We start from the raw sequence: 23,920 nt of genomic DNA, 5'->3' as shown, positions 1-23,920 counted from the left end.
CACCCACCACCCTCCCCGCGCAGGAATCCAGAGCCAGAACAGCCGCCAGAGGCTGAACGCAAAAAGGGACCGGGCAATTTGCCCGGTCCCCTTTTTTGCATATTTGTCAGATGCCCGTAACGGCTTAGCCCAGCAGCTGCAGAACGCCCTGGGGGATCTGGTTGGCCTGGGCCAGCATGGCCTGAGCGGACTGCACCAGAATGTTGTTCTTGGTGTAGGACATCATCTCCTCCGCGATGTCGGTGTCGCGGATGGTGGACTCGGCGTCCTGGATGTTCTCGGTCATGACGGACAGGTTGTTGCTGGTGTGCTCCAGACGGTTCTGGGTCGCGCCCAGAGTGCCGCGGATGCTGGAAACCTGGTTGATCGCGCTCCGGATGGTGTTGATCGCGTCACCGGCGCTCTCCTGGTCGGCAATGCTGAGGCCGGAAACGCCCAGAGCAGCGGCGTGAACGTCGCCAATGTTAACCTTCAGCTGGTTGAAATCCTCGGAGGTGTCGCCAATCTGGAGGGTCAGAGCATTACCAGCCTCCTTGGTAACGGTGGTGGTGGACTGCGCACTGTTGAACGCCTGAATCTGCTTCTCCAAGCCCCGGTCCTTCTCGGTCAAGTTGGCATCACCGGTGTAGGTGGTACGCTCGTTGATGGCGATAATGGTGCCGCGCTCCTCAACCTGGACGTCGAACATTTCGTTGTCCTTGGCGGCTACAGACAGCCGGTCCAAAGCCTTGCGCAGATCATCAGTGAAGGCAAGCTTGTCAGCGGCAGTACCGTTAGCTTTTGCATCGGTCAGGTTGGTCAGATCACGGATGTCAACGACCTTCACATTGTCGGCGTACTCAGTATTGAAGGTGGCATCACTACCGGCAAACACATAGTACTCGTCGCCAATCTTGAAGCCTTTGCCATCGGCAACGTAGTCAGTAGCTTTGTTTATGCCACTGGCAGCCACTGCAGTGTTGGTCTCGTTAAAACGGATATAAGCCTGAGCATAGATGGTACCCTTGGGGGTGGTGCCCTCGTTGACCTCGCAGGAAGAGGTGTTGCCCACCAGTTTGTCGGTATTGGCGTCCTTGAACTTATCGGCCTCAGTGGGGGTAGCGTTACCGCTAGCGGCCTGACCCGCCACAGAGAAGTTGAAGTTGCCCTGGAAGTAGTTCTCGCCCGTCTTATTACCGGCAGCGTCGGTGTTGGCGGCGGCGCAGGCGTCGGTGTAGCCCTTGTCGGTCATTTCGAACTTCAGCTTATCGCCCTCCCGGGTCACGCTATACTCAATTACTGCGGGAGTACCGGCAGTAGCACCATCGCCCTTAAGCATGCCGGTCTTGATATAAACCTTGCCGTCGTTGTCATCAATAACCTTCTGGATAGCCTTAGCGATGTCCTCGGAGGTGATCTTGCCCTCGCCATTGGCCACCACAGAATAGGTCAGCGCACCCGTACCGTCGTCTTTCAGGAACAGGCTCTGCTTGTCGCCAGCGGCAGTGGGCAGCTGGCCGGCTGCGCCCGCCTGGAGGACAAACTGCAGACCTTCAACAGCCGTACCAGAAGCGGCCTCGTAGCCCAGACCGTCCAAGTCAATGGTGAAGGAGGTCTTGCCAGCCTCGGCAGCATCCTTGTGGTAACGAATACTGTCATCACTTTCATAGGGCTTGCCGGTGCTGAGAGCAGAATACTGACCAGTGAGCATAACACCGCCCTTGGTGTTGGAACCGCCGATCTTGTCGGCGCTGTTAGCCTTGGTGGTTTCGGTAGGTGCGATACCATTAACGTTGTTGCCGATCTTCATCCCAGCAAACACGGTCTCGGTGGTAGCTACGCGGCCGTTGGCGTCCAAAGAGCCGTCCAGCAGCTTGATGCCGTTGAAGTTGGCGGAGTCAGCGATACGGTCGATTTCGGAGTTCAGCTGGTCGACCTCCTGCTGGAGGGCGGCACGGTCGGTCTCGTTGTCGTAGGTGCCGTTGGCGGACTGGGTGGCCAGAGTGACCATGCGGTTCAGCATGTCCTGAACCTCCTGCATGGCGCCCTCAGCGGTCTTCACCAGGGAGATGCCGTCCTTGACGTTCTTGGAAGCGGCTTCCAGACCGGAGATCTGGGCGCGCATCTTCTCGGAAATGGCCAGACCGGCGGCGTCGTCACCGGCGCGGTTGATCTTGTAGCCGGAGGACAGCTTCTCCAGGTTCTTGGTGACGGCGGAGGTGTTCAGGTTGTAGTTGCGGTAGGCGTTCATCGCCGCGATGTTGTGTTGAATACGCATTTCAATAACTCCTTTTAATCTTTTTTAGTGTGCTTCGGCATATCCTTTGCACCCGCACATTTGGTGGAGCGCCTTCCGTCATGAGCACGTGGCCAACGATGCACAGGACCTCCAGCGCAGGGACGATATTTCAACCGGCCTAGGACCGGAAGAAACCAATGGAAGCGGCTGTTTTAAAAAGTATAAATAAATAAATGAAACGCGACGTGCCGCCTACAATCTTTTATTCGTCATCAATTCAGGAAAGATAAGGGTTATTTTGAATTTTTTTAAAAAATATTTTTTGAGTCTGATAAGTATACATTTTGAAACATCGTTTTTTGAGGGGCTACAGGCAAAAAAAGAGCCTGGACCGGCTGGTCCAGGCTCAACGGAAGCGTTTTGTAAAGCCGCATCTGCGGCACAGGGGTTCACTGGCGGTTTTTTGGGAGAAGCCGTTGTAAATGGCTCTGGCTCTTGGGGTGTTAAGGATGTCCTCCAGGGGCTGCCGGTAGAGGTTTCCCAGCGAAATATCCCCTTCGTGGTCCAGGCAGCAGGGGACCACGGTGCCGTCCCACAGCACGCCCACCTGATCGCGCAGGCCGTAGCAGAAGCTGGGCCGGTTTTCCTCCGGCGCGGCCAGATCGGGCCACTCGAACCGCTGGCCCCACTCCAGGAAAATGCCCGGAGCCAGCGTGGTCCCCCTCCGTCCAGCCTTCCAGGGCGGAGGGAACGCCTGCTCCAGAGCGGACAGGATCGCGCCGTTCTGCCGGTTCATGCCGGAGGTGTCTGGACCGTCCAGGTTCCACAGCCGCAGGGCGCACCGCTTCCCTCCATCTGCGGCCCTCCGTGCGAACCGGACGCACTGCTCCAGATAGCCATCCAGGCCGTTCCCGCCGCTGCCCTCAAAGGAGTGGAGGGAGACGCTCACCTTCTCCACCGCCGGGCAGGCGCACAGCAGCGGACCCTGTCGGTCCAGCAGAGTGCCGTTGGTGGTGATCATGACCTTGAAGCGGAGCTGTCCGGCCCGATCCAGGATGTCCTCCAGCTGGGGGTGGAGCAGCGGCTCTCCCATCAGGTGGAGGTAGAGATACTCCGTATGGGGCCGCAGACGGCCGGCCAGCCGGGAAAAATCCTCCGGCGGGAGGAACCCCGGCGTCCGGCGAGTCCCCGGACAGAAGCTGCACTGCAGATTGCAGCGGTTGGTGATCTCCAGATAGGCTTTTTTCAGCTGTCTCACCTGCTGGACCTCCTCATTTGCGGGATGCTCTATCCTACCATATAAAAGTGCGGCCGGTCAACGGTACACCCCCAAAATGTGCAGGAACCTCACCTCCTGAATGGGGTATGTAGACAGCGGACGGCAGTCAGCATCCTCCGTGTGGGCGGCGGCCAGGATGTTGTCCAGCGCGGGGGGATCGCCCACGTCCACGATCACCGGGTTGTGGGCGAAGGGACCAGGCGCAAAGCGCAGCTGAGCAAAGTCACCGGGCTGGACCTGCTCCAGCGGGACCTCCCGTCCCACCGGCCCGGGACTCTCCTGCTCTCGGACGAGGAAGTTGTAAAAAAATGGCACCCCCGTCCAGGCCGGCGCACGGCTGTACTGGCTGTTGTAGTACCAGCCAAAGGTAGGGGTGTAGTTCATCACCCCGGAACCGGCATAGAGACACTGGGAAGCGAAGTTGGTGCAGTCGCCTCCCAGCTCATCGAAGTTGTAGTAGTGCGAATTGCGGTAGTAGGCCCAACGGTGGGCGTAGTCCACCGCTGCCTGGCGGTCGTAGGGACGCAGCGTCATAGGAAAAACCTCCTTGTTTCCCCTATGCTATGCGGATGGACAAGGAAAAGTGCTTGTCACCCAATGGCCCACTGGATGACGTTCCGGACCCATCCCCATATGTGAGGGAACTGCGCTTTGACCAGTCCCCAGGCTTCCTCCACTGTATACCCGCTCCCCGGCAGGAGGGAAAACCAGCCGGATGCTTCCTGCGTCCCCACTGCCACATGTCCATAGGCGGAGCCGCCGATGGCAAGCCCGTTGGACCAGGCCCCTCCACCAATAGCCAGGTAGTTGGAAAACGCGCCGCCGCCCATAGCCAGCCACTGGCCAACGGCGCATCCGCCCACCGCAAAGCCGCCAACGGCCAGTCCGCCCAGGGACAACAGCCCCAGGCTGAGGCCCCCAACGGCGAAGAGAAGGCCCAGGCTTATTCCGCCTATGGAGATCAGCCCCAGCGAGCTGCCCCCGATGGCCACCACGCCTACGGCACAGTTTCCGATGGCAACGATCCCCTTGGCCAGCCGGGGGCCAAACCCCAAACGGACGTGAACCAGCGGCAGGCCAAATACCTTTACAGGGCTGATATATTCATAGTATACGCCCACGGACCTCATATCGCCCCTGTTGTGAGGCGCTGAAGAGAAACCAGTCTCCTCCGTCTCCTCCAGGCCCACCAGCTGGTCGATGGATATGTGGAACAGCTTCGCAAGCTCCACCAGCTTTTCCAGCTCCGGAGTGCTCTGGCCCATCTCCCACTTGGACACTGTCTGCCGGGTCACATTGATCTGGCTGCCCAGCTCCTCCTGGGACCAGCCCCTCTGTTTGCGCAGGGTCATTAAATGTTCTGCAAAGCTCATTGCGGAAACCTCCTTTTCTGTTTTCTGCCCTACCATAGCAGTTTTTTTCCCGCAACGTCAACCAAACCGCCATGGAAATCTGTCAACCAAAGTTAACATTGGGCAAAAACGCCCATCAAGTAAACAAAAATTTGTTTTTGTTTACCTGATGGCATCTAAATACCGGCCGGCCTCGTTTCTTGAGCGGAAGATCACGATTTCTTTCCCGTTCTGGTATTGCTCCAGCAGACTGTAAATCTGTGGCAGATTATTTTGAGGGAATTCGATAATCCACTGCCGGAATTCTGGATCAAATTCCTGTTCGACCCAGGGCAGATCTTCTCTGGCCTGACCAATCCGTTTTTTCGCACTGGATAGGCAGACCTCCAGCGGAAGGTCCAGCAGAAATACTGTGTCGCAGACCAGCAAACGCTTCTCAAGGGTGCGCTGGTAGTTGCCGTCCAAAATCCAGCAGTTCTGCTTGAGCAGCCGCTCCAACTGCATGTCAAATTCTTCCCGTGAAACAGTAGTGCGATCCGGCCTGTGCCACAGCATATCCAGATGATACAGCGGAAGCCCGGTCTGATCCCGCAGCCGGCGGGCAAAGGTGCTCTTCCCTGCCCCAGGACATCCAATTACAATCACTTTACGCATCACACAGCTCCTTTTAATTGAAGATATTTTACAAGCCAACCGGAGGCAAAACTGCTATAATAGAGCCATCAAGGAGGCGCCTATGAAAAAAGAACTGCGAACGGTGGTTTACGACGAGGATCTGCACATCGAAGCCTACCGCTTTGAGGGGTTTGTCCGCCCCTTCCCCAACCACTTCCATGAATACTATGTCATCGGGTATCTTGAGTCGGGACAGCGCGCGCTCTCCTGCATGGAGCAGGAATATAGCCTCAGGCCGGGCAATATTCTGCTGTTCAATCCGGGTGACAGCCACGCCTGCGCACAGAGTGACGGCGGTACGCTGGATTATCGGGGGCTTAACCTTTCCAAGGAAGTCCTTCTGGATTGGGTGGAAGCGGCTGATGGAGCACAAGAGCTGCCGGTCTTCTCCCCCCATGTCATCCTCGACACGGAAACTGCCTCCTGTCTGCGCACTCTCCACGAGCTGGTCATGAGTGGCTCCCAGGGGCCTGAAAAGGAGGAGTCCCTGCTGCTTCTGATTTCCCTTCTGATGCAGAAGTACGGACAGTCTCCCTCCCGCCCCCTCTTCCAGCACCAGACGGAGGTGGAAGCGGTCTGTGCCTTCATCCAGGACCGCTATGCCGAGCATATCAGCCTGGACCAGCTCTGCCGCTGCGCCGGACTGAGCCGCTCCACCCTCCTCCGGGCCTTTACCCGGGCGAAGGGCGTCACCCCCTACCGTTATTTGGAAAATGTCCGCATTGGCGAGGCCAAAAAACTGCTGGAGCAGGGCATTTCCCCGGTGGAGGCCGCGCTGCTGGTGGGATTTTCAGACCAGAGCCACTTTACCAACTATTTCGACCGCTTTCTCGGCCTGTCCCCCGGTTCATACCGGGATATTTTTTCAGAAACAAAGAAATGAGGGATCTGCATGGATCGGAACACAGAAAAATGCGTCATGGTCATCGACGAAGCCTTGCCTCTGGGTCTCATCGCCAACACAGCGGTGATCTTGGGGATCACCCTGGGCAAAAGCCTGCCGGAGGTGGTGGGAGCAGATGTCCTGGACCGGAGCGGCCGCGTCCACCTGGGTATCATCGAATTCCCCGTCCCGGTTTTAAAGGGGACCGCTGAAACAATCAAGACGATCCGAAAAAAGCTCTACCAGCCGGAATTCCAGGAGGTAACCGTGGTGGATTTTTCCGATCTGGCCCAAGGCTGTAAGGTCTACAGCGAGTTTTTGGAAAAAATGGAGCAGACCCCGGAAGAGGCGCTGGAATATTTCGGGATCGCCATCTGCGGCCCCAAGAAAACAGTCAATCAGCTTACCGGCAGTATGCCGCTGCTGCGATGAAACAGGGAAATCCCCACCCTTCGGGCGGGGATTTTCCCATGTCGTTACATCTGTACCCGGTGATACACTTTTTTGCCCTTTTTGATCATAAGGCCATCGCCGGACAGGTCGGCAGCGGTGTAGCTGACGGTGGCGGCGGCCACCTTCTCGCCGTTGACCTCCACGCCGCCCTGCTCCACCAGGCGGCGGGCCTCCTTCTTGGAGGGGGCCAGCTTGCACTTGACCATCAGGTCCAGTACGCCGATGGCTCCGTCGGTGAGGTCGGCCTCCGTCAGCTGGGTGGCGGGGACGTTGGACATGTCGCCGCCGCCCACGAACAGGGCCTTGGCGGCCTCCTGGGCTTTGACGGCCTCCTCCTCCCCGTGGACCAGCTTGGTCAGCTCGAAGGCCAAAATTTCCTTGGCAGTGTTCAGTTGGCTGCCCTCCCACTGGTCCATCTCGTCAATCTGCTCCAGGGGCAGGAAGGTGAGCATCCGCAGGCATTTCAGCACGTCGCCGTCCCCCACGTTGCGCCAGTACTGGTAGAACTCGTAGGGGCTGGTCTTGTTGGGGTCCAGCCACACCGCGCCCTTGGCAGTCTTGCCCATCTTCTTACCCTCGGAGTTGAGCAGCAGGGTGATGGTCATGGCGTGGGCGTCCTTGCCCAGCTTGCGGCGGATCAGCTCGGTGCCCCCCAGCATGTTGGACCACTGGTCGTCGCCGCCAAACTGCATATTGCAGCCGTAGTGCTGGAACAGGTAGTAGAAGTCGTAGGACTGCATAATCATGTAGTTGAACTCCAGGAAGGACAGGCCCTTTTCCATCCGCTGCTTGTAGCACTCGGCCCGGAGCATGTTGTTCACCGAGAAGCAGGCCCCTACGTCCCGCAGGACCTCGATATAGTTCAGCTTCATCAGCCAGTCGGCGTTGTTGATCATCATAGCCTTGCCGTCGCCGAACTCGATGAACCGCTCCATCTGTTTCTTGAAGCAGTCGCAGTTGTGGCAGATGGTCTCCTCGGTCATCATGGAGCGCATGTCGGTGCGGCCGGAGGGATCGCCGATCATGCCGGTGCCTCCGCCGATGAGAGCGATGGGCCGGTTGCCCGCCATCTGCAGCCGCTTCATCAGGCACAGGGCCATGAAGTGGCCCACATGGAGGGAATCGGCGGTGGGGTCGAAGCCGATATAGAAGACCGCCTTCCCCTCGTTCACCATCTTGGAAATTTCTTCCTCGTTGGTCACCTGGGCGATAAGCCCACGGGCCTTCAGTTCTTCATAACAGGTCATGTTGTTGTCTCTCCTTTATCATTATAGTTTACTTCCATTGTTCCCGGTTGCTGCCGGTCTCATAGCTCAGGGGAGCGGTATGGGGATAGTCCTCCTCCGGCTTTTTGTGCTTCAGGGCCCAGGCCCGCAGCGGAACGTAGAGGAGCGCTTCAAATTCCATGTTCCATATCTCCTTTGCTCCCCCCTGCTTCGCTTTCTCGTAGTAGCCAGGTCCGTTCACCAGAGCCACACAGCGGGAGTACAAAAAAGAATCATCACTCATAAGTGGCTCCGCTGTTTCACACTGAGCCGCCAGCTTTTGGGTGTCCAGCCCATACAGGAGCTCAGACATGAGATCGTCGAACAGAAAAATCCTGTCGTCTTCCTGCTGCGCCAGATATTGGATGACAGGTCTCAGTACCTGGCCGTCGTCTCCCTCATGGGACCAGTCGCACAGTTCCATGGTATCCCAGAAAAATTGAAATTTGTTCATAGCGCACCCCCTGTCTCTGATGGCTCTGTGTGCCGGGCCAGCATCACATTGTACAGCACCACGCTGCCCACCACCACCATGGCCCCCACCAGAGCGACGGGGCCGATCATCTCATGGTAGAACACCGCCACCAGAATGGGGTTGAGCACCGGCTCGATGCCGGAGACCAGGCTGGCGGTGACAGGCGGGGTGGTTTTCAGGCCCTCCACCATCAGGATATAGGCTATGGCCACCTGAAACACGCCCAGCACCAGCAGAGCGGCGAGGATATGGGCGGAAAACTCCGTCTCGTACCCCAAAAAGGGCAGGCCCACCACCGCGCTGATGACGTCGCCCCAGAAGACGGAGGAGATAGGGTCGCTGTCTGGCATGTCATTCATCATAAATACACCGGCATAGGAAATTCCGGACAGCAAAGCCAGGATATTGCCCAGCATCCCTCCTGCCGACAGACTGTCGATGAAGAACAGCAGCACGCCCCCCAGCACCAAACCGCAGGCTGTCAGGTCCAGTTTTTGGGGCTTTTTCCCAAAAAAGAGGACGGAAAACAGGATCACAAAGATGGGAGCGGTGAACTGGAGCACGATGGCGTTGCCGGCGGTGGTCAGCTTGTTGGCGATGGAGAACAGGATGTTTGTGCCGCAGACAGCCAGCGCCCCCACCAGCACCCACAGGTTCATTTTGGGCCTGTGGTCGGTCAGTTTCAGATACAGTCCGATAACCACCAGAGCAATAGCGGTACGTGCGCCGTTAATGGCCATACCGCTCCAGGGGATCAGTTTGATACAAAGTCCCCCGATGCTGTACAGCACAGCGGCCAGGAACACACACAGCGTCCCTCTTTGACGCGCTGACAAAACAATCACTTCCTTACAAAAAGCCCTCTGCCCGAAGGATCGGACAGAGGGCGTAATAACGCGGTACCACCTCTGGTTCATCCGTCCCTCGCGGGGCGGACCTTGGGGAGCACTTGGCTCCGGCGCGGTAACGGGCGCGGCCCGGCCTGTCCCCTACTGAGCCGCAGGCGGCTGTTCAGGCGGCTGCTCCAAGGGGTATTCACACGGCGCTCCCCTCCCCCGTTCCACCAACCCGGAGGCTCTCTGCGCAGGAGCTTGCTGTGCTACTGGTCCTTTTCTTTGCAGTACCACACACTCTACCACAGTTTTGGGCCTTTGTCAACGGAAAATCCCCACAAGTTCATTGTAAAATCCAAACTTGACCGTCCGGCATGGACATCAGGCTGCCTGGAATACGATCCAGGATCTCCCCTGTCTCCAGCTTCCGCACAACGACCTCGTCGGCCTCGCTTCCATCTGGGCCCTCACGCCAGTCGGCAAAGTACAGCTTATTCCCCCGGCGGAACCAGAAGGATTCTCTCCCGCCGATTGCAAAGGAAACCTGCTCCGGCCATACAATTTGAAAGGTATCCTCGCCTCCCTGCCGGGTCAGCATCAGCGGAGCGGTCTGCAGCATCAGATTGTAGCAGTCCTCCACGGCGGAACGGGGAATTTCCCGCCGCTCCAGCATATGCTCCAGCCCGATATCAAACTGCATGATCATGATCTGTCCGGCGGGAAAATCGACCATCAAAATGGCTACCCTGTCATGATAGCAGATAGGGCGGCCAAAATACTGTCCCTTTTGAGCCACTACCGGCTGGACAACCTTTCCATCCGGGTAGTGGACAAACAGCAGCTTATTCTGGCTCACTGGATGCCCCATCAAAAAGAGCTCCTCCGCTTCATACAGGTCGCCGCTCATATAGTCTGTACCCCAATACCAATGCTGGCTGCCTTTCAGCGGTTCCAAATAGGTGATTCCCTTGGTCTCAATCTGCTTCATCCATTGCTCCATTCCGTCTAAACACCATCTCCGCAAATTGGCCGTACTGCTTGACCTCCACCAGATAGAACCGCTGCAGGGCCTCCTTCTGGGTAAACAGAGGGACGCCCTCCCCCAGCAGTACGGGGGCGACTTGGACGATCAGGTGGTCCACCAGGTCCGCATCCAGCAGCGGGGCCAGGACAGTATTCCCGCCGACGATCCAGATGCGCTTCTCACCCAGCCCCTTCACGAACTCTACCACATCCCCGCCCACCGGGACAAATCCCCTCTGAGACAGGCTGGCAGAATGGGTGAACACATAGTTCTCCGTGGTAGGATAGACATTGACAGCGTCCTCCAGCTTGGCGATCTCATCATAGGTCCGTTTGCCCATAATGGTGATGTCCATCTTCTGGTAGAAGGCATCATAGCCGGTGTCCCCCGCATTGCCGGTCTGGTGGAGCCAGTCCAAGCCGTGGTGTTTGTCGGCCAGATAGCCGTCCAGGGTAATACAGCCGTAGAAAAATACGCTCATGCTCCCTCCAGCTTAAATTCGCGCCACGCCGGACCTTCGGGCTGCCTCAGCTACCGCTTTGGCCACGGCAGGGCCTACTCTGGGATCGAATGCCTGCGGGATGATGTAGTCGTCCCGCAGCTCCTCTGGAGCGATCAGATCCGCCAGGGCGCGGGCGGCGGCCAGCTTCATCTCCTCGTTGATATCGCTGGCCCGGACGTCCAGCGCACCCCGGAACAGCCCCGGGAAGGCCAGCACGTTGTTGATCTGGTTGGGGTAGTCGCTGCGGCCGGTGGAGACGATTCGGGCCCCGCCCGCCTTGGCGTCGTCGGGGAAAATTTCGGGGGTGGGGTTGGCGCAGGCGAAGACGATGGCTTCTTTGTTCATGGTGGACACCATCTCCGGGGTCACCAGATTGGGGGCGGAGACGCCAATAAACACGTCGGCCCCCACCATCATGTCGGCTAAGGTCCCCTGACGTTTCTCCCGGTTGGTCACCCTGGCGATCTCCTGCTGAGCCCAGTTCAGCTGATCGCAGCCCTCATACACCGCGCCGAACTTGTCCACCAGGGTGATGTCCGTAAACCCGGCCAGCAGCAGCAGCTTGGTGATGGAGATGGCGGCGGAACCCGCCCCGGAGAAGACCACCCGGACCTCCTCCTTCTTCTTGCCCACCACCCGCAGGGCGTTGGTCAGCCCGGCCAGGGCAATGATGGCGGTGCCGTGCTGGTCGTCGTGGAAGACGGGGATATCGCACTTCTCCTTCAGCTTCCGCTCGATCTCGAAGCACCGGGGAGCGGCAATGTCCTCCAGGTTGATGCCGCCAAAGGAGCCGGAGATGTTGTACACTGTCTGGACGAACTCATCCACGTCCTTGGTCCTGACGCACAGCGGGAAGGCGTCCACCCCGCCAAAGGTCTTGAACAGCACGCACTTGCCCTCCATCACCGGCATGCCCGCCTCGGGGCCGATGTCCCCCAGCCCCAGAACAGCAGTGCCGTCGGTAATGACGGCCACCAGGTTGTGCCGCCGGGTCAGCTCGTAGCTTTTGGTGATATCCTCCTGAATAGCCAGGCAGGGCTGGGCCACTCCGGGGGTGTAGGCCAGAGACAGAGACTCCCTGTCGTTGGCGGGCACGGTGGCCACCACTTCGATTTTTCCCTTCCACTCGCCGTGCAGCCGCAGGCTTTCCTTTGCGTAATCCATGGGCGTTCTCCCCTTATCGTAAAAATCAGACGGGCGTATAGTTCCCGCCCGATCTATTATACTAAACTCTGGAAAAATCGCAATGGGTCTGGTCCCTTTTTCTTGTCTTTTCCTTTCTTTGGCGGAAATCCAGGTTTTTTGAGCCAATTTTTCCATTTTCAGTTGACGTACCGGTTAGTTTCTGATAGAATGGCGGTTAACTCCCCTTTTTGTGTGTAAAAATGTAATTTAGGAGGAAATTATGGAACAACATCACAGAGGACAATGGGGCAGCAACCTGGGCTTTTTGATGGCCACGGTGGGCGCCGCCGTGGGCCTGGGCAACATCTGGTCCTTTCCCTTCCGCATGGGCAAGAACGGCGGCTTCCCCTTCCTGATCATCTACCTGGTGCTGGCCGTGCTGGTGGGCTTCACCATCATGCTGTGCGAGCTGGCCATCGGCCGAAAGAGCGGCAAGAGCGTACTGACCAGCTACCAGAAGATCGGCGGCAAGGCGGGCGGCTTTGTGGGCTTTCTGGCCCTGCTCTCCCCCTTCCTGATCCTCAGCTTCTACACCGTGCTGGGCGCCTACTGCATCCAGTATGTGGGGCTGAACTTTGCAGAGCTGCTGGGGATTTTCAGCCTGTCCAGCATTTCCGGGGCAGAGTCCTTTGGCACCATGCTCACCAATCAGCCCCTGGCCATTGGCACCACCTTCCTGTTCATCGCCCTGTGCTTCCTTATCATCCGTGGCGGCATCAAGGACGGCATTGAGAAGTTTAACAAGGTGGGCATGCCCGCCCTGTTCATCATGCTGGTCATCGTCATCCTTCGTTCGCTCACCCTCCCTGGCGCCATGGAGGGCCTGAAGTTCATGTTCGCCCCTAACTTTGAGCCCATCAAAACCGACTTCATCGGCGTACTTTCCGCTGCCGGCGGCCAGATGTTCTTCTCCCTCTCCCTGGCTATGGGCATCACCGTCACCTACGGCTCCTACCTGAGCAAGAAGGAGAGCCTGGTGCGCAATTCCATGCTCATCATCGTCTCGGACACGCTGGTCGCCGTCATGGCTGGCATGGCCGTTCTGCCAGCCGCCTTCGCCCTGGGCGGAGGTGAGAGCGCCGCCCTCTCCGGGCCCAAGCTGCTGTTCATCACGCTTCAGGACGTCTTCAACTCCATGGGGCCCTTCGGACCGATTTTCGGCATCCTGTTTTTCTTGTTTGTGGTGTTGGCGGCCATCACCTCCGCCATTGCCCTCACCGAGGTGCTGGTCACCTTCGTCATCGACCTCCGAATCGCCAGAGGCAAGGAGCCAAAGCGGAACACAGTGGTGGCCGTCATCTGCCTGGTGCTCTTCGCGGAAGCCGCAGTCGTGGCCGCAGACGGCTTGGGAGCCAACGGTCTTTGGGTCCCCTTCCAGTCCACCGGACGGGACCTGGGCAGCTGCTGGCTGGAGTTTATGGACTTTATTTCCGAAGGCGTGGCCATGCCGCTGGGCGCACTGATCATGTCGGTCCTGATCGGCTGGGTCGTCGGACCCCAGGCCATTCGGGACGAGGTCAGTCTGGAGGGCCACCAGATGAGCAAAGGTCTATACACCTTTTTCACCATCTGTGTCCGCATCATTGCCCCGGTCGCCATGGCCTTTATCCTGTACGGTCAGGTAAACACCTTCCTCGCTCCTGTCTAACCAAAAATCCGGCCAGCGATGTTTGTTTCATCGCTGGCCGGATCTTTTATGCCTGTTTTGCTTTGACCAGCTCGATGGCCTCCTTACCGGTCACGTGTTCAATGGCCATCTCCAGCACACACAGAGGCGCCCATTCCCGGCGGATGGCCTGCTCCCGGTCGTCCACCGTGCTGTCGGGGGCGTACTTGACCGCAAGCTTTTCCACCGCCGCCCACTTCTCCCCCGTCTCCTCCAGAACGCGAATCCGTCCAAAGGCGATGACGCTGCGGAAATACGTGGTATACTCCTCCGGGATCACCTGATCCTGGTCGATTACACAGAAGGACGCCTTGTCGCTCCGCTGGATGGCGTCCAGCTTGTGGCCGCTTTTGGCGCAGTGGAAATAGATGGTTTCCTGTTCCTGGTCGTACACATAGCTGATCGGGACGGCATAGGGATAGCCGTCATCCCCCGACAGGGCCAGTACGCCGGATGTCCCCCGATTCAGAACCGCTGTGGTCTCCTCCCTGGAGAGCAGCTGTTTTTTTCTGCGCAGGTCTCGAAACATTGCAATGTCCTCCTTCATAAAATGTACCATTTATGTTGCTTTGTATCCCTCCGCCTGCTCCAGCAGCTCGGTGGCGCTCTGTTTCAAAACGTCGGTGACCGCCGCGCCGCCGATGAGCCGGGCCAGCTCCTCTACACGGCCCTCCTGGCCCAGGCGGACTACATTGGTAAAGGTGCGGCCCTTCTTTTCCCCCTTCTCCACCGAGAAGTGGGTATCCGCCATGGCCGCGATCTGGGGCAGATGGGTGACGCACAGCACCTGCTTGCGGCGGGCCACATCCGCCATCTTCTCCGCCACCTTCTGAGCTGCCCGGCCAGATACGCCGGTGTCCACCTCGTCAAAGACCAGACTGCCAATGCCGTCGTCCTCGGCCAGCACGTTTTTCAGGGCCAGCATGATCCGGGCCAGCTCGCCGCCGGAGGCCACCTTCTGAATGGGCTTCAGCGCCTCGCCCAGGTTGGCGGACATGAGGAACTGGATCTGATCCATGCCAGTGTCGTCCATGCCGTCCTGGCCGGGGCAGGGCGCAAAATCGGTGACGAACTGTACCTTGGGCATGTCCAGCTGGCGCAGCTCCTCCTGCACCCGCTTCTGGAGGTTATCCGCCGCCTTCCGGCGGGCCTTGGTCAGGGCCGTTCCCCGCTTGACCGTCTCCTTCCGGGCCTGTTCCAGCTCCTTTTCCAGCCGCTGGATGGTATCGTCGGCCTCCTGGATCTGTTCCAGCTCCTCCTTCGAACGCTCCAGATAGTCCAACATGTCGGTCACGGTGGGACCGTATTTCTTTTTCAGACGGTAGATTACGTCCAGACGGCTCTCCAGCTGGTCCAGCTCCTCAGGGGAGAAATCAAACGCCTCGGAAAAGTCCCGGATTACCTCTGACGCGTCGTCGGCAGCGTAGCGCAGGGCGGTCAGCTTCTCACCAAGCTCCTCCAGCTGCGGACTCAGCCGGGTCACGGAGCGGATGGCGCCCTCCGCCTCGCTGATCAGGTCGCAGGCTCCCTGGCTGTCCTCCCCGCCGGCCAGGGCAAACTGGGCCTCCTGAATGGCCTCCATCAGCTTGCCGGAGCTGCGCAGCAAGGTTTTTCTGGCATCCAGCTCCTCATCCTCGCCCGGCTTCAGCTCGGCGCGCTCCAGCTCCCGGATCTGGAATTCCAGCGTATCCACCCGCCGGGAACGCTCCGCCTCATCCATCTCCAGCTCCGAGATCCGCCGGCGCAGGCTGGCCATGGAGCGATAGGCGGACTGATAGGACTCCAACAGGGAGGCTGTCTTACCAAAGCTGTCCAGGTAGCCCAGGTGACAGTCCGGGTCCAGCAGCTGCTGGCCGTCATGCTGGCCGTGGATGTTCAGTAGCTGCCGCCCCAACTCCCGGAGCTGGGCAACGGTGAGCGGGCGGCCGTTCACCCGGCAGATGTTGCGGCCATCCCCCTGGATCTCCCGCTGGAGCATCAGCTCCTCTCCGTCTGCGGGAAAGCCGTTGTCCTCCAACCACTTCAGAGGCACCTCACCGGTGAAGACCGCGTTGACCAGCGCCGATTTGGCCCCTGTGCGGATCACCTCCCGGCTGGTCCTCTCCCCAAGAACGGCGCTGATGGCATCGATCACGATGGACTTACCGGCGCCCGTCTCGCCGGTGAGCACGTTGAAGCCGCGGTCAAAGCTGATATCCGCCGATTCGATAATGGCGATATTTTCGATATGAAGCAATGAAAGCATCCTTTTCCCTCTCTTTCCGATCCCTTCATTTAGCGCAGAAGCTTGTGCACCTCACTGTTGAACTGCTGAGCAAAGGAGTTGTCCCGCATGATCAGGATGCCGGTGTCATCCCCCGCCAGACTGCCCACCATGCCGTCGATCTCCATAGCGTCCAGCGCGGAGCAGGCGGCGGACGCAAGCCCAGGCATCGTGCGGACCACGACGATATTTTGGGCAACGTCCACCGAGAGCACCCCCTCTTTAAAAATGTTGCGCAGACGGACATCCGATGTGGAGGACGTCTTTCGCTCCGACAGTGCGTAGCGGTAGCCGCCGGAGCCGGTCAGCTCCTTAACCAGGCGGAGCTCCTTGATATCCCGGGAAATAGTGGCCTGCGTTGTTGTAAAGCCCCGGGCCCGCAGCTCTTCCAGCAGCTGTTCCTGGGTGTCGATGTCCTTGGACTGCACAATATTCAGAATCTCGCTCTGCCGTACGTTCTTCATTGGCTCAACCCTCCCAGCTTTTGATTGATGATCTGGTAAAAGCTGCGGTCCGCCAAACGGACCAGTTGGGTGACCCGCTGGGAGCAGCCGATTTCCACCCGGTCCCCTCCCGACAGACGGACCGCTTTGCCGCCGTCCACTGACAAGTATAAATACTTGCGATTCCCTCTGGGAAGCTGGACGGTGACCACTCGCTCCGGGGCCAGCACCATAGCCCGTGCGGCCAGCTGATGGGCGCAGACGGGGGTGACGATAATACTTTTGGAGGTGGGTTCCACAATGGGGCCTCCTGCCGACATGGAGTAGGCGGTGGAACCGGTGGGCGAGGCAATAATAACGCCATCCCCTGTAATGGCAGTCACCTTTACACGGTCTGCCAGCACCTCCATCTCGGCCACCCGAGCCATAGAGCCCTTTGAGATGACCGCGTCATTGAGCGCCACATCCTTGCTGATCAGCCGGTCCCCCCGGAGTACATTCACATCCAGCATCATCCGCTCCTCAATGGTGTACATCCCGTGGGCCAGCGGAGCCAGGAGCGGCAGCTCGCCGCGCTCCAGCTCCGCCATGAACCCGACGCTGCCCATGTTGACACCCAGGATGGGCACCTCGTGAAAGGCGGCGTCCCGGGCGGCGTGAAGGATCGTGCCGTCCCCGCCAAAGCAGATGAGCAGGTCGGCGGTGGCCAGCTCCTTGTCCAGCTGGGACAGCGGCAGCTGCCGGGGCAGATCCAGCCGATCTCCTTTTTTAGGCTGAAAGGGCAGGCACATCACCGTTTTGGCTCCGGCATGCTCCAGCACCCGCTTGGCCTCCAGAGCGGCCCGCAGTCCCTTGTCCCGGTATGGGTTGGAGCTGAGTACGATCTTCATATCCGCTCCTCCTTCCAGGCGTTGTGGGACTGCTCCACCAGTGCCTTCAAATCCCCCTTGTAGGCGGTCCCCTCTCCCGCTTGCAGACAGCCCAGGTACTCGATATTGCCCTCCGGCCCCTTTATGGGGGAAAAGGTGATGTCGTTAACCGAAAATCCCGCCTGAGCGGCGTGCTCCAAAAAATGCTCCAGCACCTCCAAATGGACGGCCGGCTCCCGGACGACCCCTTTTTTGCCCACCTTTTCCTTCCCCGCCTCAAACTGAGGTTTGACCAGACACACCGCCTGCCCGTCCTCCTTCATCAGAGGACGCAGAGCGGGCAGGATCAGGCTAAGTGAGATAAAGGAGACGTCCACGGAAAAAAAATCCAGCGGTTCTGGGATGTGCTCTTTCGTCAAATACCGCGCGTTGGTGCGCTCCATGCACACCACCTGAGGGTGGGTGCGCAGCTTCCAGTCCAGCTGATTGTAGCCCACATCCACCGCGTACACCAGACGCGCCCCGTTCTGGAGCATGCAGTCGGTAAATCCGCCGGTGGACGCGCCGATGTCGGCACAGACCTTGTCCTTCAGGTTGATCGGCCACAGGGAGACAGCCTTTTCCAGCTTCAGTCCGCCCCGGCTCACATAGCGGAGGGGCTTCTTTCCCCGGACCTCAACGGCATCGTCCTCCTCCACAGAGGTCCCCGCCTTCAGCTGCTTTTGACCGTTGACATAGACCTCTCCAGCCATGATCAGGGCCTGTGCCTTTTGACGGCTCTCCGCCAGACCAAGCTCTGTGACCGCCACATCCAGACGCTTTTTAGCCACGGCCCAACACCTCCAACGCTTTTTTCGCCAGCCCCGCCCCGTCCAGAGACAGGTCCCGTTTCAGAAGAGCCGCGGCTCCGTGGGGGACAAAGCCCTCGCCGCAACTGACCAGAACCGTCTTTGCGGGCAGTCCGGCCACCTCCAGACAGGCGGCCAGCCGCTGCCCAACACTGCCTCTGGCCGCCTGCTCCTCCGCCACCAGCAGGACCCCCGTCTTTCGGACCGACAGCTCTACCAGCTCCGGGACAAGGGGTGTCAGTTGATTTAACTTTACGACCTCTGCCTGGACGCCCTGCACCTCCAGCAGCTCGGCGGCCTCCAAAACATCGTTGATCTCAGTCCCATAGCTCACCAGGGTGATGTCGCCTCCCCAGCGCAGGATCGCGGCCGGACCGTCCCCGCTGGTGCCCACATACCGGCCCTCGCCGCCCCTTGGATAGCGTACCGCCACCGGACCGTTCAAGCGGAACAGAGCACGCTCCAGCATGACCTCCAGCTCGGCAAAACTGGCGGGAGCCAGCACCGTCATGTTGGGCACACTGTCCAAATAGGCCGCATCGAACACGCCGTGATGGGTTTCGCCGTCGTCTCCCACCAGCCCGGCGCGGTCCACCCCCAGCACCACGTGGAGGTTGTCGATGGCCGCGTCGTGGAGGAGCATATCGTAGGCCCGCTGCAAAAAGGTGGAGTATACCGCAAAAACAGGGATCACGCCCTGCTTGGCCATCCCTGCAGCCATGGAAGCGGCACAGCCCTCCGCGATGCCCACGTCAAAAAAGCGGTCTGGGAAGGTTTGAGCGAAGCGTTCCAGCCCCGTTCCCCCGGTCATGGCCGCTGTGATGGCGCACACCCGCTTGTCCTGATGCGCCATGCGGACCAGAGTCCGGCCAAACACGGTGGAAAAATTCTCGCCCGGCTCCCGCTTCAGCGCTCCGGTGTGCGGGTCAAAGGGCGCGATGCCATGGAACGCGTCCGGATTTTCCTCTGCGGGCACGAATCCCTTCCCCTTCACCGTCTTGACATGGAGCAGGACCGGCTCCTCCATCTCCTTGGCATACCGCAAAATCCTGGTCAGGAAGGACAGATTGTGGCCGTCCACCGGGCCAAGGTATCGGAAGCCCATATCCTCAAACATGCTGCAGGGCAGCAGAGCCTGCTTCAGCGCCTGCTTGAGCTGGTGCGTCACCCGGTACACCGCCCGGCCTGGAGCGGTTTTCTTCATAATGCGGCGGTAGTGTTTTTTAAAGGTGAGATACTGGGGCTTCAGCCGCTGCTTTGCCAAATGGTCCGCCACTCCTCCTACGTTGGGGGTAATGGACATGCCGTTGTCGTTGAGGATGACCAGCAGCTGCTGGCCGCATTTTCCTGCGTTGGACAGTCCCTCATAGGCCAGCCCGCCTGTGAGAGCGCCGTCGCCAATGAGGGCGATCACCTGGTAATCCTCCCCCAGAACTGCTCTGGCCCGGGCCATCCCCAGCGCCACCGCCACCGAGTTGGAGGCGTGTCCGGCGATAAAGGCGTCGTGGACACTCTCGTTGGGCTTTGGGAAACCGGCGATACCACCGTACTGCCGCAGACCGGACATGTTTTCCCGGCGGCCGGTCAGAATCTTGTGAGGGTAGCACTGGTGGCCCACGTCAAAGACCAGCCGGTCCACCGAGGTGTCAAACACCCGGTGGAGGGCCACCGTCAACTCCACCGCCCCCAGGTTGGAGGCCAGATGCCCTCCCGTCCGGGCGACATCCTCCACCAGCTCCTGGCGCAGCTGGGCGCACAAAGCCTCTCCCTCCTGGTCACTCAGGCGGGAGAGGATGGGGTCGTATTCATGTTTTATGGCGGGTGCAGTCAAAAGCGATTCCTCCTGGACTCAGTTCGTCCGCTGGGCCAGCTGCCGGGCCAGCCAGATATGAAACTCAGGGGCGGCAAAGCCGCTGAGCGCCTCGATCCCCTGCTGGGTCAGCTGCTCGATCCGCATGGCACAGCCGTCCAGACCCAGGGCGGTCACAAACGTACTCTTCCCGTTGACCTGATCCGAGCCAACCGGCTTGCCTAGCTCCTCCTCTGAGCTGGTGACATCCAGCATATCGTCCCGAATCTGAAATGCCTGGCCCAGAGCCTGGGCGTAGGCGCGCACCTGGGCCCGCTGTCCGGCAGTTCCTCCGGCGGCGATGCAGCCCAGCTCCGCAGCGGCGGACAGGAGCGCCCCTGTTTTCAGGCTTTGAAGAAGCTCCAGCTCCTCCCGGCCCAGGGCGCGGCCCTCGCCTGCCATATCCAGCGCCTGTCCCCCCGCCATCCCGGCGGAGCCGGCGGCCTGAGACAGACACCGCACCGCCTCCACGATCCGTTCCGCAGGCAGATCTGTCCGTGTCAGCTGCTCAAAGGCGGCGGTGAGGAGGGCGTCCCCCGCCAGGATGGCAGTGGCCTCCCCGTAGACCACATGGTTGGTCGGGAGTCCCCGGCGCAGGTCATCGTTATCCATGGCGGGCAGGTCGTCGTGGATCAAGGAGTAGGTGTGGACCATCTCTACGGCACAGGCAAAGGGCAGTGCAGCCTCCGGGGCTCCGCCGCACAGGCGGCAGGTCTCCAGGGTGAGGACCGGCCGGATTCGTTTGCCTCCCGCCATCAGAGAATACTCCATCGCCTCCTGCAGACCGGCATACCGGACGTGTCCTGCAAAAACCTGCTTCAGACAGTCTGCTATCATGGCAAGGTCCTGTGCCATCTGCTTTGTAAAGCCTTTTTCCATGTTACCCAACACCTCAGAACGGCGCCCTGTCATCCGCTGGAACGGTGGGCGCTGCGGTAAGCAGTGTCACCTTCTGCTCCGCTTCGTCCAGCTGCCGGGTACACTCCCGCAGCAGCATGGCACCCTCCTCAAACAGCGCCATGGCCTGCCCCAGGGGCGCGTCGCCCTTCTCCAGCAAGGCCACGATATTCTCCAGCCGGACCATGGCATGCTCAAAATCCAGATTTTTCTCGTCCATCAATGTACTCCCTTCTATAATACCCGGCAGTTCACGCTGCCGTCTGTCAGAGTAAGCTTCAGCTTATCCCCGGTCTGGACATCCTTTGTGGAGAGAACGGCCTTTCCGTCCTCTCGCTGGACGACGGAGTAACCCCGGGCCAGCACCTTCAGAGGACTCATCGCATCCAGGGCGGCGGCCTGGGTCCTCATCTGCTCCCGCTTGCGGGAGGTGGTCCGCTCCATCCCGCTGGACAGCCGGGCAGACAGCGTATTCAACCGTTCCCGATTTCCTGAGGCGGCACGCTCCATACTGTGGAGGAGCTTGCTGTGCTGGTGGGTCAGCCGCAGCCGTTTTTCCCGGAAGAAGGAGGCGGGATCTGTCATAGAGCGGCTGTTGGCCAGCCGGTTGATGTTCTGGCGGTAACGGCCCAGGATTCGGAGCAAAGCGCCCTCCAGCCGCTTCTGGTCCTGCAGAAGCGCCCTTCGGACTACTGCCTGGTCGGGCACCGCCTCCTCCGCTGCGTTCGAGGGGGTCCGGGCACGGAAATCAGCGACCGCGTCTGCGATGGTCACATCCGGCTCATGGCCCACAGCGGCCATGATCGGGGTCTCGGTGTTGTAGATGGCCCGGGCCACGACCTCCTCGTTGAAGGCCCACAACTCCTCCACGGAGCCTCCGCCCCGGCCGGTGATCAGCAGATCCGCGATCTGATGCTGGTCCGCCCAGCGGATGGCGGCAGCGATTTCGCCGGGGGCCTCCTTGCCCTGGACTCTGGTCGGAACAATGAGGACCTCCGCCATCGGCCACCGCTTCCCCAGGATCTCAATCATATCGTGCACCGCGTCCCCGGTGGGAGAGGTGATCAGAGCGATCCGCTTGGGTATGGCCGGGATCGGTTTCTTGTGCGCTGGATCGAAGAGTCCCTCCCGGTCCAGCTTTTCCTTCAGCTGCTCAAAGGCCAGAGCAAGCTCTCCGATCCCATCCGGCTGGACCGTATTGCAGCGCAGCTGGTACTGTCCGCTGGGGATATAGACCGACGCCTGACCGGAGGCAATCACCTGCATCCCGTCCCGCAGCTGAAACCGCAGAAACTGGGCCCGGCCCTGAAACATCACACACCGCAGCGAGCCCTCCTCATCCTTCAGCGTAAAATAGTGGTGCCCTTTGTTGGAGACCGTATAGTTGGACACCTCGCCCTGCACCGACAGCTTGGCCATCCTCCGGTCCCGTGCCAGCATGCCGTTCACATATGCCCCCACCTGACTGGGAGTCAAGACTGTATCCGTTTGTCCGCTCATCGCGCACCCTCCTTCTGCGCCGCCCTCCAGGTTAGGATGGCGGCGCCCATGGCGTTGTCGGTGGAGTAACGCGGCTCCGCAAACACCGCTCCGCAGAGTTTGGTCAGTCCGGCCCGAAGCTGACTGTTCGAGGCTACCCCTCCGGAGCAGAGGACCGGCAGGCCGGGATACTGTCTCTGCGCCTCCTGGGTCGCGCGCCACACCACATTGGAAATAGCGTCCAGCGTGAAGCGGGCAATGTTGGCCGGAAGCTCGCCCTCCTCGGCCAGGGCCTTGACCTGGTTCTCCATGCCGGACAGAGAAAAGGTAAGGTCTTTCAGCTTGACACGAGGCTCATAGCAGGCGTTCGCCTGACTGTACAGCCCATCCAGCGCCCTTCCCGCCGGGAACGGAAGGCCCAGAAGCAGGCCGGTGCGGTCAATGAGCTGTCCGGCGGACAGGTCGCTGGTGCCGCCGATGATCTCGGCGGCGACAGAGGTCCCCTCCGGCCTGACCAGCAGCAGCTCTGTGGTCCCGCCGGACAGGTGCCAAGCCAGGAAGGGCGTATCCAGTAAGTCGAGCCGTCCAGCGGACCAGGCGGCAGCGGCCAGGTGTCCCTGCTGATGGGAGTGGCTGTAAAAGGGTACTCCCAATGCGGCGGCGATTCCCCGGCCCTGGGACTCCCCTGCCAGAAAGCAGGGCATATAGGAACCCTCCACCGCTCTGGGACGGGTAGAGGCCCCCACGGCCTGAAGCACAGGGCGCTCCCCCAGCAGCCGCTCCAGAAGCTCCGGCAGGCGCCTTACATGCTGAAACAGAGCCTCGCTCTGACGCAGCCCCAGCTCGCCGGACCGCACCTCCAGCAGCTGGCCGAGATTTTCGCCCGCCTGCCCGTCAAACAGGGCGGCAGAGGTCGTGTAATTGCTGGTATCCAATCCCAGAACAGGCATTATGCTTCCTCCTGCTTGGATGGGTCCGCTGTTTTCTCCGGCTTAGGCGGAGTATCCTCAAATTCCGTCCGGACGAAGGTGCCCAGAATGCCGTTGACAAAGGAGACCACCTCCACCGGCTCATACTTTTTCGCAATCTCCACCGCCTCGTTGATCGCGGCGGCGTTGGGGATGTCCGGCATATAAAGCACCTCGTACATGGCGGTGCGCATAACTGCCGCCGCCATGCGGGGAATCCGGGCAAAGGCCCATCCCACCGAATAACGGCTGATGCAGTCATCCAGCTCCGGCCCATGGGAAAACACGCCCTGGACCAGTTCCCGTATGTAGCGTTCCTGCTTCTCATTGGGGAACTGCTCATACAGCGGCAGCTCTTCTGCCAGCTCCTGAAACCGCTCCCGGTTCAGCTCCGCGTCCAGTACCTCCTGGGCGCTGCGGTCGTCAAAGCCAAGGGAAAAAATAATATGCATGGCGATTTCTCTCGCACTGCTTCTTGTCATAGGTACAGCCTC

25 protein-coding genes are annotated in these 23,920 nt (G+C 59.9%); 3 read left to right on the top strand and 22 right to left on the bottom strand.

From position 1 onward, the window contains the following. Window positions 1-124: 124 nt before the first annotated feature. The 5 genes from VV088_RS05865 to VV088_RS05845 form a co-directional block, all read right to left on the bottom strand. Window positions 125-2,257, bottom strand: coding sequence for a flagellin N-terminal helical domain-containing protein (locus VV088_RS05865; RefSeq protein WP_334599846.1), 2,133 nt, complete (start codon window positions 2,255-2,257; stop codon window positions 125-127). A 367-nt stretch (window positions 2,258-2,624) separates the two neighbouring features. After that, on the bottom strand, window positions 2,625-3,476 hold the full coding sequence (locus tag VV088_RS05860; protein ID WP_334599845.1) for a radical SAM/SPASM domain-containing protein: 852 nt from the start codon (window positions 3,474-3,476) through the stop codon (window positions 2,625-2,627). A gap of 57 nt (window positions 3,477-3,533) precedes the next feature. Continuing rightward, window positions 3,534-4,031, bottom strand: coding sequence for an amidase domain-containing protein (locus VV088_RS05855; protein WP_334599844.1), 498 nt, complete (start codon window positions 4,029-4,031; stop codon window positions 3,534-3,536). Window positions 4,032-4,087: 56 nt separating this feature from the next. Next, window positions 4,088-4,870: a helix-turn-helix domain-containing protein gene (locus VV088_RS05850; protein WP_334599843.1), complete on the bottom strand. Its 783-nt coding sequence runs from the start codon at window positions 4,868-4,870 to the stop codon at window positions 4,088-4,090. Window positions 4,871-5,011: 141 nt separating this feature from the next. Then, complete coding sequence (locus VV088_RS05845; protein ID WP_334599842.1) at window positions 5,012-5,503, bottom strand: adenylate kinase; 492 nt, start codon at window positions 5,501-5,503, stop codon at window positions 5,012-5,014. Between the two features lie 82 nt (window positions 5,504-5,585). Between VV088_RS05845 and VV088_RS05840 the strand changes: the two genes are divergently transcribed. Together VV088_RS05840 and VV088_RS05835 are read left to right on the top strand one after the other, a co-directional pair. Next, complete coding sequence (locus VV088_RS05840; RefSeq protein WP_334599841.1) at window positions 5,586-6,407, top strand: AraC family transcriptional regulator; 822 nt, start codon at window positions 5,586-5,588, stop codon at window positions 6,405-6,407. A 9-nt stretch (window positions 6,408-6,416) separates the two neighbouring features. After that, complete coding sequence (locus VV088_RS05835; RefSeq protein WP_334599840.1) at window positions 6,417-6,839, top strand: DUF2000 domain-containing protein; 423 nt, start codon at window positions 6,417-6,419, stop codon at window positions 6,837-6,839. A 44-nt stretch (window positions 6,840-6,883) separates the two neighbouring features. Here VV088_RS05835 and tyrS read toward each other — a convergent pair whose 3' ends face one another. The 6 genes from tyrS to VV088_RS05805 form a co-directional block, all read right to left on the bottom strand. Then, window positions 6,884-8,107 (bottom strand): tyrosine--tRNA ligase, encoded by a 1,224-nt coding sequence (gene tyrS, locus VV088_RS05830; protein ID WP_334599839.1) that lies wholly within the window; start codon window positions 8,105-8,107, stop codon window positions 6,884-6,886. 28 nt (window positions 8,108-8,135) lie between these two features. After that, window positions 8,136-8,579 carry a DUF4240 domain-containing protein gene (locus VV088_RS05825; protein ID WP_334599838.1) on the bottom strand — a complete coding sequence of 148 codons (444 nt, stop codon included), beginning with the start codon at window positions 8,577-8,579 and terminating at the stop codon, window positions 8,136-8,138. Continuing rightward, the gene (locus VV088_RS05820) at window positions 8,576-9,436 is read right to left on the bottom strand and encodes a DMT family transporter (RefSeq protein ID WP_334599837.1); all 861 of its coding nucleotides are present in this window, start codon (window positions 9,434-9,436) and stop codon (window positions 8,576-8,578) included. The genes VV088_RS05825 and VV088_RS05820 overlap by 4 nt, the downstream gene beginning before the upstream one ends. Before the next feature lie 340 nt (window positions 9,437-9,776). Beyond that, window positions 9,777-10,421: a hypothetical protein gene (locus tag VV088_RS05815; protein WP_334599836.1), complete on the bottom strand. Its 645-nt coding sequence runs from the start codon at window positions 10,419-10,421 to the stop codon at window positions 9,777-9,779. Next, complete coding sequence (locus tag VV088_RS05810; protein ID WP_334599835.1) at window positions 10,408-10,938, bottom strand: dihydrofolate reductase family protein; 531 nt, start codon at window positions 10,936-10,938, stop codon at window positions 10,408-10,410. The genes VV088_RS05815 and VV088_RS05810 overlap by 14 nt, the downstream gene beginning before the upstream one ends. 12 nt (window positions 10,939-10,950) lie before the next feature. Continuing rightward, window positions 10,951-12,123, bottom strand: coding sequence for an NAD(P)-dependent malic enzyme (locus tag VV088_RS05805; RefSeq protein WP_334599834.1), 1,173 nt, complete (start codon window positions 12,121-12,123; stop codon window positions 10,951-10,953). A gap of 241 nt (window positions 12,124-12,364) precedes the next feature. Here VV088_RS05805 and VV088_RS05800 point away from each other — a divergent pair, with 241 nt between their 5' ends. After that, window positions 12,365-13,792, top strand: coding sequence for a sodium-dependent transporter (locus VV088_RS05800; RefSeq protein WP_334599833.1), 1,428 nt, complete (start codon window positions 12,365-12,367; stop codon window positions 13,790-13,792). A 46-nt stretch (window positions 13,793-13,838) separates the two neighbouring features. Here VV088_RS05800 and VV088_RS05795 read toward each other — a convergent pair whose 3' ends face one another. The 11 genes from VV088_RS05795 to nusB are packed head-to-tail and all read right to left on the bottom strand — an operon-like array spanning window position 13,839 to window position 23,908. Then, window positions 13,839-14,339: a pyridoxamine 5'-phosphate oxidase family protein gene (locus VV088_RS05795; protein WP_334599831.1), complete on the bottom strand. Its 501-nt coding sequence runs from the start codon at window positions 14,337-14,339 to the stop codon at window positions 13,839-13,841. Between the two features lie 30 nt (window positions 14,340-14,369). Continuing rightward, window positions 14,370-16,055, bottom strand: coding sequence for a DNA repair protein RecN (gene recN, locus VV088_RS05790; RefSeq protein ID WP_334599830.1), 1,686 nt, complete (start codon window positions 16,053-16,055; stop codon window positions 14,370-14,372). Between the two features lie 29 nt (window positions 16,056-16,084). Continuing rightward, window positions 16,085-16,537 carry an arginine repressor gene (locus tag VV088_RS05785; RefSeq protein ID WP_334599829.1) on the bottom strand — a complete coding sequence of 151 codons (453 nt, stop codon included), beginning with the start codon at window positions 16,535-16,537 and terminating at the stop codon, window positions 16,085-16,087. Then, window positions 16,534-17,406, bottom strand: coding sequence for an NAD(+)/NADH kinase (locus tag VV088_RS05780; RefSeq protein WP_334599828.1), 873 nt, complete (start codon window positions 17,404-17,406; stop codon window positions 16,534-16,536). Before VV088_RS05780 ends, VV088_RS05785 begins: the two co-directional genes overlap by 4 nt. Next, entirely contained in the window at window positions 17,403-18,215 is an 813-nt protein-coding gene (locus VV088_RS05775) for a TlyA family RNA methyltransferase (RefSeq protein ID WP_334599827.1), read from the bottom strand. The genes VV088_RS05780 and VV088_RS05775 overlap by 4 nt, the downstream gene beginning before the upstream one ends. Next, a complete protein-coding gene (dxs, locus tag VV088_RS05770; RefSeq protein ID WP_334599826.1) occupies window positions 18,208-20,064 on the bottom strand; it encodes a 1-deoxy-D-xylulose-5-phosphate synthase in 1,857 nt (618 codons plus the stop codon). The genes VV088_RS05775 and dxs overlap by 8 nt, the downstream gene beginning before the upstream one ends. An 18-nt stretch (window positions 20,065-20,082) precedes the next feature. Beyond that, window positions 20,083-20,919 (bottom strand): polyprenyl synthetase family protein, encoded by an 837-nt coding sequence (locus VV088_RS05765; RefSeq protein WP_442913134.1) that lies wholly within the window; start codon window positions 20,917-20,919, stop codon window positions 20,083-20,085. Between the two features lie 55 nt (window positions 20,920-20,974). Next, complete coding sequence (gene xseB / locus VV088_RS05760) at window positions 20,975-21,199, bottom strand: exodeoxyribonuclease VII small subunit (RefSeq protein ID WP_334599824.1); 225 nt, start codon at window positions 21,197-21,199, stop codon at window positions 20,975-20,977. Between the two features lie 14 nt (window positions 21,200-21,213). Then, window positions 21,214-22,479 carry an exodeoxyribonuclease VII large subunit gene (gene xseA, locus VV088_RS05755; RefSeq protein ID WP_334599823.1) on the bottom strand — a complete coding sequence of 422 codons (1,266 nt, stop codon included), beginning with the start codon at window positions 22,477-22,479 and terminating at the stop codon, window positions 21,214-21,216. Continuing rightward, window positions 22,476-23,408 (bottom strand): DNA-binding protein, encoded by a 933-nt coding sequence (locus tag VV088_RS05750; protein ID WP_334599822.1) that lies wholly within the window; start codon window positions 23,406-23,408, stop codon window positions 22,476-22,478. The genes xseA and VV088_RS05750 overlap by 4 nt, the downstream gene beginning before the upstream one ends. Beyond that, entirely contained in the window at window positions 23,408-23,908 is a 501-nt protein-coding gene (gene nusB, locus VV088_RS05745; protein ID WP_334599821.1) for a transcription antitermination factor NusB, read from the bottom strand. The genes VV088_RS05750 and nusB overlap by 1 nt, the downstream gene beginning before the upstream one ends. Window positions 23,909-23,920: the final 12 nt, after the last annotated feature.

The organism is Lawsonibacter sp. JLR.KK007, assembly GCF_036941135.1.
Classification (GTDB): Bacteria; Bacillota; Clostridia; order Oscillospirales; family Oscillospiraceae; genus Lawsonibacter.
Note: the sequence above shows the minus strand (reverse complement) of the source record. Positions and strands in the feature narration are given on the sequence as shown.